Annotated in this window: 11 protein-coding genes; 2 read left to right on the forward strand and 9 right to left on the reverse strand. The window is 28.0% G+C overall.

What is annotated here, in order from left to right:
- Positions 1-423: 423 nt before the first annotated feature.
- The 6 genes from I4V63_RS08325 to I4V63_RS08350 form a co-directional block, all read right to left on the reverse strand.
- Positions 424-1,359 carry an IS1 family transposase gene (locus I4V63_RS08325; protein ID WP_196000836.1) on the reverse strand — a complete coding sequence of 312 codons (936 nt, stop codon included), beginning with the start codon at positions 1,357-1,359 and terminating at the stop codon, positions 424-426.
- A 367-nt stretch (positions 1,360-1,726) separates the two neighbouring features.
- The gene (locus I4V63_RS08330) at positions 1,727-3,664 is read right to left on the reverse strand and encodes an ABC transporter ATP-binding protein (RefSeq protein WP_243280480.1); all 1,938 of its coding nucleotides are present in this window, start codon (positions 3,662-3,664) and stop codon (positions 1,727-1,729) included.
- Positions 3,665-3,773: 109 nt separating this feature from the next.
- The gene (locus I4V63_RS08335) at positions 3,774-5,507 is read right to left on the reverse strand and encodes an ABC transporter ATP-binding protein (RefSeq protein WP_196000837.1); all 1,734 of its coding nucleotides are present in this window, start codon (positions 5,505-5,507) and stop codon (positions 3,774-3,776) included.
- 195 nt (positions 5,508-5,702) lie between these two features.
- Positions 5,703-6,146, reverse strand: coding sequence for a MarR family transcriptional regulator (locus tag I4V63_RS08340; protein ID WP_196000838.1), 444 nt, complete (start codon positions 6,144-6,146; stop codon positions 5,703-5,705).
- 473 nt (positions 6,147-6,619) lie between these two features.
- Complete coding sequence (locus tag I4V63_RS08345; RefSeq protein WP_196000839.1) at positions 6,620-7,219, reverse strand: ATP-binding protein; 600 nt, start codon at positions 7,217-7,219, stop codon at positions 6,620-6,622.
- A 200-nt stretch (positions 7,220-7,419) separates the two neighbouring features.
- Positions 7,420-8,355: a type I phosphomannose isomerase catalytic subunit gene (locus I4V63_RS08350; RefSeq protein WP_196000840.1), complete on the reverse strand. Its 936-nt coding sequence runs from the start codon at positions 8,353-8,355 to the stop codon at positions 7,420-7,422.
- Between the two features lie 443 nt (positions 8,356-8,798).
- On the opposite strand from I4V63_RS08350, the gene I4V63_RS08355 reads away from it, so the two are divergent.
- Positions 8,799-8,996 (forward strand): hypothetical protein, encoded by a 198-nt coding sequence (locus I4V63_RS08355; RefSeq protein ID WP_196000841.1) that lies wholly within the window; start codon positions 8,799-8,801, stop codon positions 8,994-8,996.
- A 51-nt stretch (positions 8,997-9,047) separates the two neighbouring features.
- Positions 9,048-9,215 (forward strand): hypothetical protein, encoded by a 168-nt coding sequence (locus tag I4V63_RS08360; RefSeq protein WP_196000842.1) that lies wholly within the window; start codon positions 9,048-9,050, stop codon positions 9,213-9,215.
- A gap of 268 nt (positions 9,216-9,483) precedes the next feature.
- Here I4V63_RS08360 and I4V63_RS08365 read toward each other — a convergent pair whose 3' ends face one another.
- From I4V63_RS08365 to I4V63_RS08375, 3 genes are read right to left on the reverse strand one after another with little or no spacing between them, the layout of a single operon-like run.
- A complete protein-coding gene (locus I4V63_RS08365; RefSeq protein WP_196000843.1) occupies positions 9,484-12,333 on the reverse strand; it encodes a YfhO family protein in 2,850 nt (949 codons plus the stop codon).
- On the reverse strand, positions 12,308-13,285 hold the full coding sequence (locus tag I4V63_RS08370; protein ID WP_196000844.1) for a glycosyltransferase family 2 protein: 978 nt from the start codon (positions 13,283-13,285) through the stop codon (positions 12,308-12,310). Before I4V63_RS08370 ends, I4V63_RS08365 begins: the two co-directional genes overlap by 26 nt.
- Positions 13,286-13,302: 17 nt before the next feature.
- Positions 13,303-13,749: a GtrA family protein gene (locus I4V63_RS08375; RefSeq protein WP_196000845.1), complete on the reverse strand. Its 447-nt coding sequence runs from the start codon at positions 13,747-13,749 to the stop codon at positions 13,303-13,305.
- Positions 13,750-13,751: the final 2 nt, after the last annotated feature.

Consider the following 13,751-nt stretch of genomic DNA (forward strand, 5'->3'; position numbering starts at 1 on the left):
GAGGTCTGTTATATCAAAATGTTGTTAACAACATTTTGATATAACAGACCTCTATACTAAGTTAATCATTATACTATTGACTAGATAGGCTATGGATTGTATAATAATGACTCGTCCCTATAAAATCTCACTTTTTAAAATAACATAATACAAATAAACTATTATTAAAGTAATAATAGTCAAATCTAAAAATTATCCACAGGTACGTAAAAACAATTCACAAAAAAGCATTTTTATATGTGAATTATTAACCTCTAATATTATCTCATTATATTTTTTAAAATTTATCCACACCAATGTTGTTTTTATCCACATATTTAATCCCATATTTGTTGATATTGTTCTTATTTTTGGAATTAATCCAAAATTTTGAATCATGTGTAGTTTAAATATATTCTTAGATAAAACATTTATAAATTAACATTATACAGATATAACCTTTGCTTTTATCCGATTCCATGATAAATATGTATTAACTTGTGCCTTTATATTAATAGAAGTATTAGTTCTTTTTATAAAAAAGCCCACTCTTTTATAATCTATATTGTTTTTATATTCAAAAGCTCTCCAACTCAAATAATGATCTAGATACTTACTTGCTACTCCATTAAATTTCTTAAACCACAACTTAGTTTTATTAGAATACATTTTATCTATATTAGTAATTTTACTTTTATTTAATTTCACCTTATTAATTTCATTAAATGCTTTGGCAAAAGTTTTAAGTCTACCATCTATATACCCTACCACATAAGCATTTCTATCTAAGTTTGGTATAATATTATTTCTTATTCCTTGAAATCCTAAGAAATACCTTGCTGCAATTATAGGAAGAATCTCTTTAGAATCATTGATGGCATTAACAACTATAATTTTATCCCGCTTTTCCCCATGATATTTTCTATCTCCCTTAAAATTTTCAAGGGTAACCATCTTTGTAAGTTCAACATATGAACTAATCTTTTCAATATAATTTCTCTCTTTCAAATCATTTAAAAATCTATGTCTCCAGAAAAAAGCTGTCACTAAAGTAATATTCATTTTTGCTGCACATTCTCTTAAAGTTGATCCTTTAATTAGAAGTCCAAAATACGCTTCCCAATTGTCTTTAAATTTTTTAGAACATCTAAATGGATTATTACTATCATTAATAAATGTTTTCCCACATTCTTCATTCTTACATTTATATCTTTGAATTCTATTGTAAAATCCAAATTTAATAACTTTATCACACTCGCAGTGAGGGCATTTATTATTTCTGCTTCTGTCATCTTCTACATTATTAAAGGCACAATTTTTATTATTTTTTATCTCTATGCTTTCTTTACTATTCATTAATATTTTATAGATATTGTTCATAATACATCACCAGTTGTGAGTATTAACATTTTTATATATGCTAAGCATTATTTTTATAATCTTTTTATATTTCACAAAATTTTTGTGATAAATCACAATTTTTTATAAATATATATAATTTACAGTTATATACTTATAGTCAATTTTCTTTATTATCTACTGAAAGTTAATAATATTAGCTTAAAGTATTATGAGTCTGTTATATCAAAATGTTGTTAACAACATTTTGATATAACAGACTCATATACAGCCAAATGCAATACTCCTAACACTTAACTTGAACTAATAAAAAATGCCTCTAGGACTAATCCAAATATCAGATTTTCCTTAGAGGCACTCTTACTATTATATACCTTGATATATTTATCTAATCTAATTCAGCTTTTCCTGTATATAATTGATAGTATCTTCCACCTTGTTCTAATAAAGAATCGTGATCTCCTCTTTCAATTATTTCACCACGTTCAAGAACCATGATTGCTTTAGAATTTTTAATAGTAGAAAGTCTATGCGCAATTACGAAAACAGTTCTTCCTTCCATAAGCTTATCCATACCCTCAGCGATAAGTTTTTCTGTTCTAGTGTCAATTGAACTTGTTGCTTCGTCCATTATTAAAACTGGAGGATTAGCAATTGCAGCTCTTGCAATTGCAAGTAATTGTCTTTGTCCTTGAGATAAACCTTCTCCATCACCAGTAATTACTGTATCATATCCATGTGGTAAATGCTTAATAAATGCATGAGCATTTGCAAGTTTAGCAGCTGCTTTAACTTCTTCGTCAGTTGCATGTAAATTACCATATCTGATATTATCAGCAATTGTTCCAGTAAATAAGTGAGTATCTTGAAGCACTATTCCAAGTGATCTTCTTAAATCATCTTTCTTAATATCCTTAACATCAATTCCATCATAAGTTATTGTTCCAGAATTGATTTCATAGAATCTATTAATTAGGTTAGTAATTGTTGTCTTACCAGCACCAGTTGAACCAACGAAAGCAATCTTTTGACCTGGTTTAGCAAATAAACTTATATCCTTTAATACAATTTTTTCTTCATTATATCCAAAGATTACATTCTTAAATCTAACATCACCAGTAAGCTCTCTTAATATAGGCTCATCAGTTAATTCTACTGCTGTTTCTAATCTTGAACTTGATATATTATCAATACTAGAAACTGTTGCAGCCATTTCTAATGTTGATTCAACATCTCCAATGTTATTCATTTTAGCAGCAACTTCAGCTGGAATTTTCCAAGCCCAGTGTCCTGTATATTTTTCAGTTTCAACTAAAGTTCCGTCTTCCTTAACTTCAACTCTAGCTAAAGTGACCTTACCGTCATCAACTTCAACTTCTTCATCTAAAGCTGTAAATATTCTTTCAGCACCAGCAAGAGCTGCTAATATCACATTTACTTGTTGAGATACTTGGGCTATTGGATTTGAAACTTGTTTTGTATATTGTAAATATGAAACTAATGAACCAATATCAAAAGCACCTGCAATTGTCATTAATCCACCAACACAACAAGTTACAGCATAATTCATATGAGAAAGGTTTCCTAACATTGGCATCATGTATCCACCAAATGTTTGAGCTCCAGTTGAAGCTACTCTTAACTCTTCATTATGCTTTTTAAAATCTTCAATTGCCTCTTCTTCATGACAGAATACTTTAATAACTTTTTGTCCTTCTATCATTTCTTCAACATAACCATTTAATTTACCAATATTCTTTTGTTGTAATCCAAAGTAATATTTACTCTTAGCACCAACCTTACTTATAACAAATATCATTACTGCTAAGAATGTTATTGTTATTAATATTAAGACTGGACTTAAAACAGCCATCATTACTATTGTTCCAATGAATGTAAGTCCTGAAGATAAAATATTTGTTAAACTGTTATTTAAAGCTTCACCAATATTATCTATATCATTAGTGTATAAACTCATTAAGTCACCATGAGTATTTCTATCAAAGTACTTAATTGGTAGTTCTTGCATCTTATTAAATAAATCTGTTCTTATATTACTAATAGTATTTTGAGCTACATGAACCATAATTCTTGAATATCCATAAGAAGCAATGGCACCAACTCCAAATATAGTTCCTAGTAATACTAACATCTTAGCTAGTCCAGAAAAATTACCTGGTAATATATAATTATTTACTAATGGTTTTAAGAAATATGATCCTGCAACCATTGCAAATGAATTTATTACTATTAATATCATAACTAAAGCTAGTAATGCTTTATATCTTCCAACATAATGCATTAAAGTTTTTATTGTTTTACCCATATTCTTAGGCTTTGGAGGTCCTGGTTTTTTGCCACCTTTTCCTGGAGCGCCTTGTGATGCTTGTGCTTGATTTACATCATTTTCTTGCTTAGACATTTCACTCTTATTCTTACTCACGTAAACCCACCCCTTCCTGTTGAGATTTGTATACATCTTTATAAATTTCACTATTTTCCATTAACTCTTCATGAGTTCCAATTGCACTTATCTTACCATCATCCATAACGATAATCTTATCAGCAGTAGCAACTGAATTAACTCTTTGGGCAATTATAATCTTTGTAGTATCTTTTAAGTCATTAGCAAATGCAGCTCTAATCTTAGCATCAGTAGCCGTATCAACAGCACTTGTACTATCATCTAATATTAATACCTTAGGTTGTTTTAATATTGCTCTAGCTATACAAAGTCTTTGCTTTTGTCCTCCAGATACATTAACCCCACCTTGTTCTATATGCATGTCATATTTTCCTGGAAGGATATTAATAAATTCATCAGCACATGCTGATGTTGCTGCAGCTTCGATCTCAGCATCTGTAGCATTTTCATTACCCCACATAAGGTTTTCTTTAATAGTTCCAGAGAATAATGTGTTCTTTTGAAGTACCATTGAAACTTCATTTCTTAAAGTTTCAATGTGATAATCTTTAACATTAACTCCTCCAACATAAACCTCACCTTCGCTTGCATCATAAAGTCTTGGAATAAGTTGAACTAAGCTTGACTTACCTGAACCTGTACTACCAATAATACCAACTGTTTCACCAGATTTAATCTTAATATTAATTCCTTCTAAGTTGTTTTCATCACTGTCATCTTCATACTTGAAGTTAACATTTCTGAATTCAATTTCTCCACTCTTAACTTCAGTTACAGGTGAAATTGGATCCTTAATATCTGACTCTTCTTCTAAAACTTCAATAATACGTGTTGCAGATGCAACTGCTCTTGAAAGCATCATAAGAACCATAGAAAGCATCATAAGAGACATTAATATTTGGAAAGAATAAGTCATGAAGCTTGTAAGCTTACCAACAGTTAATGTTCCTGCATAAACCATATTTCCACCAAACCAAAGAATACCTATAATACTAGCAAATACAACAGCTTGCATAATTGGCATATTTAAAACAACTATACCAAAAGCACCTTCAGAAGCTTGTAATAAATCATCATTGCTCTTCTTGAATTTTTCTTTTTCCTTGTTACGTCTTACAAAAGATTTAACAACTCTGATACCAATTAAGTTTTCTTGTACTGTAGTATTTAAGTTATCAATTTTCTTTTGCATAGCTTCAAATCTTGGCCTAACATTTTTGATAATTAATCCAATTGAAATTATAAGAACTGGCATAGATACTAAGAAAATCATTGCTAATTGTGGACTAATTGTAACAGATAAGATACATGCAACAATAAGCATCATAGGAGCTCTAACTAAAAGCTTAATCCCCATTGTTAATGAATTTTGTATCATTGTAATATCAGTAGTCAATCTTGTAATTAAAGATGCAGTACTGAATTTTTCAATATTCTTGAAAGAATAAGTTTGTATTTTTTCATACTCAGCTTGTCTAAGTTCTGCACCAAACCCTTGTCCTGCTATAGCTGAAAATCTTGATAATCCAAGACCAAAGCATAAAGAAATAGCTGCCATTGCAAGCATTAATAATCCCATTTTTATTGTATAACCTGTATCTCCAGCAGAAATCCCAACGTCTACTATTTGTGCCATTACTAGTGGGATTAATAATTCAAAAGTAGCTTCTAATGCTGCACATAAAACACCTAATATTAATGGTGTCTTATATTTTTTCATATAAGGAGCTAATTTTTTAATCATATATTTCACCTCTTTATAATAATTTTTTAATTTTTATATAAACACTATTTGCTGATTATGCATTAACTCTTTTATTGCACTAACTTAAAATCAGCATTGATGTTATTAACAATTGAAAATATAGCTATCCCTAAACATAATCAATAATTTAACAATGCATAGTTAGCTATATATATACTTAAAAATAAGAGGATTTTACTCCTCCATATTCTTTAATGCCCTATATAATAAATCTTTCAACATTTTTACTTCTTTATCTGTCATTCCTTTAACTAGTTGCTTTTCAATATTGTTTGCACCAAAATTAAAGCTTTTACATATAACTTCTTTCCCTTTTTCAGTTACATGAAGACATTTATATCTAGCATCCTGTTCACTTGGAACTCTTGCTATCATTTCTTTTTCCTCTAATCTTTTCACTATGCCTGTTACAGTTGGATTTGTTAATTTCAAACATCTTTCAATATCCTTTTGAAATACATCTCTTTGACTTTCATTTTTATTTATAAAACATATAATTTCATGTTGTACTCCTGTTAGATTGAAGTCCGCAAGGTTTTTATTAATTTTATTGATAATTCTTCCATTTAAAAATTTAATCATTAATCCAACATGCTCTTTAGGATCAAAGTTATGCATTTTTTTATCCTCCTCAATACATAGCATACTATGTATTTTATCACTACTACTTTTTATAGTCAATCTAATAAGGTGTATAAATATCACAAATAAGGGTGCCTATTACCAATGTAATTGATTACCGCTGTATTTCTTTTTAATTTTGAGATTAATACTTGAATTTATATCCCTATAAATCTCATAGTTAAAATATAACTAAACTATTTTATTTATTCTTATTCCCTCATCCCCAAAAATTTAAAGATCATTAGTTATTATTAAAAGTAATTGACCAAAATTTAAAGGCCTATAAAAAAATCCACTCTGTGGACTATGAGTTTTGCTACCCTCATAAGGTTATCTCCTGATTTTGATTTGTTATAATTTGCCAAAGCATAAAAAAAGACGGGCAAAATCTATAAACCTATAGACTTCCCCGCCTTTTCACATTTTAAAACTATCATTAATTTTAAAAATATATTCAATTAATAAAATTACTTTTCTACAACTTCTTTAGCTTTAACAGGTTGTACAATTTCCTTGTTGATTCCAACAAGTTTCATAATTTGTTCAGATCTTTCCTTAGTTGATCCCTTAATTACTGAATATTTAACATTTTCAGCATCTAAGAATCCTAAGATAGCCTTATCCACCATTTGTGCAACTTCTTCATCTTGCCATCTAACTCCATCTTTCTTATAACCAAACTCTCTTGGTACAAAGAAAATGTGATCATATTGTGGTAGATCTCTGATTGCTAAGCTATATAAATCATTTAAGATTTCAATTTCCTTCTTAGTTCTCGTCTTATCTCCAAGCATTAATCTTCCATATATATAAGGTACAAAAGTAGCATAGTCAGTTATTGCATAATCATGTGAATCTAAGCTCTTTTCTAAATGTAATTGACCTAAATAAATTCCATATTGCTCTGAAATTGATTCAATCATTCCCTTATCTCTTAAATAATCAGTACTATATTCTGTAGCAACTCCTACATTTATATCTCTGATTTTTAAATCTACATATAGTTGTTGAATTAATGTTGTTTTTCCACATCTTGGTCCACCTAGTATAGCAATTCTTACTGGCATCGGCAATTCCTCCAAATATTTATATAAAATTTCATTTTTTTATTCGTATCCTTGAGAAATTTAATTATACCATAACTATCATATTTTTCAACGACAATTTTTGCTATTTTATGATATACCTACATGTAGATTATACCATTCTATAATTTATATGTAGGCAAGTTTATAAATTACATTTTCTTTTGCTGATCTTATAAAATTTACATTGGGTAACTTTTAATTACCTCAACGTTTCCTTTTACAATATATTTTCCTAAAGTAGCTGGAATTAAGTAACTATCCCCCATTTTGATTTCTTCTGAGAATCCTTCACCTTCAATAGTCCCATTACCTTCAACACATGTTAAAATAAAGAACTTTTCTTCATTACTGCAATCAACCCATTCACTTTCAACATTTATTTTCTTCATTCCAAAATACTCATTTTCACAAAAATCAACCTTAGAGAATCCATCAAATTTAACAATTTCATTATTAGATAAATTTGCTGCTTCTAACTCAAAGTTAATTACATCAAGAGATTTTTCAACATGAATTTCCCTTGGTCTTCCATAATCATAAACTCTATATGTTACATCTGAATTTTGTTGAATTTCAGCAATTATTAATCCTTCACAAATAGCATGAACTAGTCCACTATTAATTAAGAAACAATCGCCCTTTTTAACATCAACAACATTTAAATAATCTTCACATTTCCCTTCTTCAATTGCCTTAGCAAATACAGCTTTATCACAGTTTTTTGTTCCAACAATTAATTTAGCTCCTGGCTTAGCTTCAACAACATACCAAGCTTCAGTTTTACCAAATTGATTTTCAACTCTCTTAGCATATTCATCACCAGGGTGTACTTGTACAGAAAGCTTTTCCCTTGAGTTAATTAATTTAACTAATAGCGGAAATTTTTTTGTGCTAACCTTAGTACCAACTAATAAATGTCCAAATTCTTCAATTATTTCAGTAAATGACTTTCCTTTTAATCCACCATTTGCAACTATTCCTGTTCCATTTGGATGGCAAGCAATATCCCAGCTTTCACCAATATCACCTTCTGGTAAATTTGCTCTAAATTCTTCTAAATCTCTTCCGCCCCATATTTTATCATAATAAAGGTTCTCAAATCTTATTGGATACATCACTTTACTCTCCTTTTATATCAAAATTCCATTGCAAACACTTTGTTTTCAATTCATTCCCATTCTATCCTATACTTACAATAAAAACAATTGCATTTATTTACTATTAAGTGACTATTTTTCAGGTTTTATTTAATATTTTTTAGATAAATAAAGTCAATTGCTAAATTTGCCCTTCTCCAAGCTTTCCTCTTATATCCAAGTATATTTATCACCTGTCCATCAAATAATATTAATATGGTTAGGAATATATTTTCTTAGGTTATCGAAAATATAAACTGAATTCTTAGCTTAAGGTGAAGCTTTAACTTAATCTTAAGTAGAGTTCGTTTATCTAGTGGCGTTCCCGTTGTTATCTTCCAGCCAAAAATTTTGGAGTATTACAACAGCTAGCCATCAGATAAACTAAACCTTATCCAAATAAAATTCGAGGAGGGATAATCTTGAAGGATAAGTCTAATGTTTATTTGCCACACGTAAGAAGCTACTATGATCCTGCCAGCGAATCATTAGTAAATAACTCGTCAATAAAATCAGATACAGATACCTCAAAATCTGAAGCTGATCCAATTGTAGTTAACAATATCGCTTATAGCGAATTTGACTATATTGGCGATATTTACGACGATTCTGATATCTAACTTAGAACTACTTGCCATTTAAGCTAGATATTAATTAAAAGGAGATATGTCATGGCTAAAACTAATGATAAGAAAAAAAGAGTTAGAGGGACTATACCTTCTAGCAATACCGAACTTCCTAATCCTCTAAATAGTTTTAACAGTCCTCTTGGAAGCTTGAATAATAAGAGCAAAGAAACTATTCAACAACAAAACGGCAAACAAAACTCTTTGTTTTAGTTAGCACCTCAAAGGAAAAGCAGATACAAAATAATCTTACTATTTTGTACCTGCTTCTTTAAGTGATATTCTAAATCTTTGATTTAGTTAGTAAAACTTGCTTGAAACTCCAAATTTATAATTTGGTTAGTTGAAAGGTATACTTTAGTGTACTCCTCGACTTTAGTAAATGGAGTTTCCTTTTTCATTAACTATAGGTTGATAGTATAAAAATAACAAAAAAACTTAGATACAAATTCATATATTTAATTTGCATCTAAGCTCATACTTACATTTTCAATCTATATTCATTATTGTAGTAGTCCTCTACTTTTATAAACAACTCATAAGCTATCCAACTTACTAAAGCTAAAATAGATATAATAATTCCCAACATCAAACCTGGTACCTTATACTTAAACTCTATAACATGCTCACCTTCGCTGAATTCTTCTGTATCAACATCTACACCAATTAATCCATCTAATATCCTTGCATACTCAACATTCTTACCATCAATTTTTACTGTCCATCCTTCATCATAAGGTATAGAAGTGTATAGCAAAGTCTTATCCTCAGTAACATTTATATTACCTTTAACATAACCATCCCTATAATCAGTATCACTAATAATATTTTCCTTTAAATTATTATAAACTTCTTCAAATTCATCAACATCACAAGAATAAATTTGCAATTCCTTTAAATATAGTTTATTTGTATTTAAATTAATCTCTATTCTTATATCTTCACCCTTATTAAATTCCCCGATATACTCCACATTATAATTTCTACTATCAAATGCAGTAAATTTTCTAACTCCATTAATAGAAACTCTTACTTGATTGCTACTAGCAGTTCCACTTTCATATGCATTAGATTTTAAAAACATATAAACTGGATTATTATCTTCCGCCTCAACTACAAATGTAATGCTTGCTTCCTTTTGATTATCCATTCTTTTATAACATACTTCGCCATCATTTATAGTTGAAATTAAATTTTCAGATGTTATTTCCTTTATGCTTAACGATTTATTAATAACCTTTTTCTCATTTACCATTGAACTTAAAATGCTATTATTCAATTCAAATGTATTAACTTCTGTAGTAGCTACATTCTTCAAACTATCATTAACCATGAATGCTATAGGTAAAGCAAGTGGATTTTCATAAACTATATAATCTCCCTCTTCTAAAAACTTCTTATAATATCTATTTTCTGTATAGTGATTATCAGAAAAGTTTTCAGATTTTTTTGATACTATTTGATATTTAACTCCTAATAATGAATCTATACTAATAAGACTTCCTCTATTATATTTCTCGAAAATACTACTTGTCTTAAACCCCATATTAGTCATAAACTTTCTTGTATTTCTATCATTTGCTGAACTTGAATGAGTAATACCATAATAATTTAATAGCATTGGATCATCATACGTATTAGCAAAAACTTCTTCCATTCTATAAAAGTTATCCATATTATCTTTTAATTCATCAACTATTGGTTGCATTTCATTAATATAATTATATATACGTACTCTTGATACATAGCTTTTCAACTTTAAACAGCTATATGCATTAATAATTAATTCTATAAAAACAATAGCCATAATTAATATATTTATGATTTGTCTTACTTTTCTTCTTTTTAAGTACCTTAGCCTTTTTCTATTATTATCAACTTTTCCACACTGACTATCACTTATAGATTTATTGATATACCTAACTTCACCTTCAGCACATCTATTAAATTTAACTATTTTATATAGCCATGGATATAATGATAGACTAAAATTCCACTTCTCATACTTATTAAGATTAATCCAATTAGCTAACTTAATCAAAATTATATAGACTACAAAAAATAAAAATGTTAATAATATGTTCCATTGAGATAACCCTTCATAATCACCATATAAAATATATCCTGTACATACCGTACCTAATAAAATTATTATAGCTATTTTTAACTTCGATATATTTTCACCACTTATAAACTCCTTATAAGCTAAAACAATTCCTAAAAACGATATTAAAAAGGAAAATCTATATGCAAATCCTACTGGATAATCAAACCCATGCCATATTAATACCAACATACTAATAAAAATACTTAATAAAAGTACAAACATAAATATTCCAGATAAAATTCTCTCCTTCCTACTTATGTTCTTATTTAAAAAATATAATATCCCTAATACAGTTATAATAACTCCACAATATATATTAGCGTAATTTCCCATTATTTGTCCCAAACTATAGTTTCCAATAAAAAGCTGGGCAATTACTTCATCTAAACTCATCATTAATTTAGGTGATTCTTGAAAAATCCTAAACTTTGCTTTTCCTGAACCTAATGATAATACCGTTGGAATAAGTATAAATGCTGATAATGCAACTGATAATACAGATGCACCTATAAAATTTCTTAGCTTTATTAAAGCAACCTTATCTAGCTTTATTAATTTAACCTTATTATTTAATATTAATTTATAGATAAAGTACAATCCTGAAAAAATACATATCATATATCCAATATAATAATTCGAAACTATTGCTATAAATAATGATATTACATATAGCTTATACTTATTTTCATTTATAAGCTTGTCTATTCCTAACATAACTAAAGGTAATAAAACAACTCCATCTAACCACATTATATTAAGTTGAAAGTTAATATTATATGCCATGAAAGAATAACATAAAGAAAACATAATTACATTTATATCTTTTTTCTTAAAGTTTTCAATTAAATATATTGTAAATGTTAATGAAGCCAAACCTATCTTTATTAATGTTATAACTACTATAGCCTCTGCAATATAAGCCTTTGGAAACAATCCTATAATTAAATTTAAAGGACTTGCCATATAATAAGCAAAAAGCCCTACAGTATTTCCCCCTAAACTCTTACTAAAACTATAAAATAGATTTGCCTCACCTTTTAATACATCTTTTATATGACCTAAAAATCCAACATATTGTGAGTACATATCACTATTTACTATAGTCTTATCTCCTACTGGGTATATACCTATTAGAACATAAATTACTACCATTAACATAATAGGAACAATAAATGAGAATATATAAATATAATTTTCTTTAAGCTTTAATTTTAACTTCTTCATCCACTTCAATTTCCTTGTTATCTAGTATTTTTTCTTCTTTTACTATATATAATGGCCTTTGCTTTGTTTCTAAATATACTTTTCCTAAATACTGTCCAAGTATTCCAAAAATAAATAACTGAACTCCGCTTATTAATACTGTAAATACTATTAAAATTAAACTTGTTGATATATTTACATCCATCATCAAGTACTTAATAATTAATGATACTCCTAACACTGTTCCTATTAAGCATAGCAACGCCCCTATTACTGTTAAAATAATTAAGGGAACAGTAGAAAATCCTATTATTCCATCTATTGAATAAGTAAATAATTTGAATAATGACCATTTACTTTTACCTGCAACTCTATTAACATTTTCATGTCCTATCCATTTAACATTAAATCCAACCCATTGAAATATTCCCTTTGTAAATCTACTTTTTTCTTCTATTGAAAGTACAGCTTCAAGGAATTTTCTATTCATCATTCTATAATCTTCCTCACCTTGCATAAAATCAAGTTCTGTAATCTTACTTGCAAGTTTAAAAAAGATTTTTGAAAAAAAATATCTTATTTTACTTTCACCTTTTCTATCTATCCTATAAGCTACTACACTATCATATCCTTCTTTTGTTATTCCATAATACATATCCTTTATTAATCTTGGTGGATGTTGTAAATCTGCATCTATTATAACTACATATTCACCACTTGCAGCTTTCAAGCCAGCATATATAGCTGCTTCCTTACCAAAATTCCTTGAAAATGATATATATTTCACTTTACTGTCCAATTTTGAATAACCTTTTATTATTTCTAATGTTTTGTCTTTTGACCCATCATCTATAAATATTATTTCAAACTTTACCTTTTTCATTTCAGAGGTAACTTTCGTAATCTCGATATAAAAGCTTTTTAATACATCTTCTTCGTTATAGCATGGCACTACAACAGTTATTGTATCCATGAGATTAATACCTCCTTTTACTTGCTTATTGCTTTATTTACTTCAGACCTTAGTTCATCTATACCTTTAAATATAAATACTTTACTAAAGATAAAATTAATTACTGCTACTAAAATTCCTATAATCAGTTTGCCTACAATATCATTCATTAAAAGTAAATCTACAAATAAAAATAGTAATAATATTTCTGCTAAACCTGAAGCTAATCTGCAGTTCATAAATCTTATGAATTCTTCTATTATTACATCCTTATTTATATCAGAACTATTGAATACAAAAAATTTATTAGTTATATATGCAAATACAACAGATATTATCCAAGCAATTGCGTTGCTTATAAGATAATTTATATTTATAATATTTGAAAATAAATAATATGCTATTAAATTAACTATTGTTGTTAGTATTCCGAATATTACATATAAAATTGTTTCTTTATTTATTAGCCTTTTTATATTATTCATTT

Source organism: Clostridium sp. 1001271B_151109_B4 (genome assembly GCF_015670405.1).
Taxonomy (GTDB): Bacteria; Bacillota; Clostridia; order Clostridiales; family Clostridiaceae; genus Clostridium.

Coding starts and splice junctions, on each gene's coding strand:
- I4V63_RS08345 (WP_196000839.1), bottom strand. CDS start 7,219: ATGCCAGTAAGAATTGCTATACTAGGTGGACCAAGATGTGGAAAAACA.
- I4V63_RS08370 (WP_196000844.1), bottom strand. CDS start 13,285: ATGGATACAATAACTGTTGTAGTGCCATGCTATAACGAAGAAGATGTA.
- I4V63_RS08365 (WP_196000843.1), bottom strand. CDS start 12,333: ATGAAGAAGTTAAAATTAAAGCTTAAAGAAAATTATATTTATATATTC.
- I4V63_RS08375 (WP_196000845.1), bottom strand. CDS start 13,749: ATGAATAATATAAAAAGGCTAATAAATAAAGAAACAATTTTATATGTA.
- I4V63_RS08340 (WP_196000838.1), bottom strand. CDS start 6,146: ATGCATAACTTTGATCCTAAAGAGCATGTTGGATTAATGATTAAATTT.
- I4V63_RS08330 (WP_243280480.1), bottom strand. CDS start 3,664: ATGGGTAAAACAATAAAAACTTTAATGCATTATGTTGGAAGATATAAA.
- I4V63_RS08325 (WP_196000836.1), bottom strand. CDS start 1,359: ATGAACAATATCTATAAAATATTAATGAATAGTAAAGAAAGCATAGAG.
- I4V63_RS08335 (WP_196000837.1), bottom strand. CDS start 5,507: ATGATTAAAAAATTAGCTCCTTATATGAAAAAATATAAGACACCATTA.
- I4V63_RS08350 (WP_196000840.1), bottom strand. CDS start 8,355: ATGTATCCAATAAGATTTGAGAACCTTTATTATGATAAAATATGGGGC.
- I4V63_RS08360 (WP_196000842.1), top strand. CDS start 9,048: ATGGCTAAAACTAATGATAAGAAAAAAAGAGTTAGAGGGACTATACCT.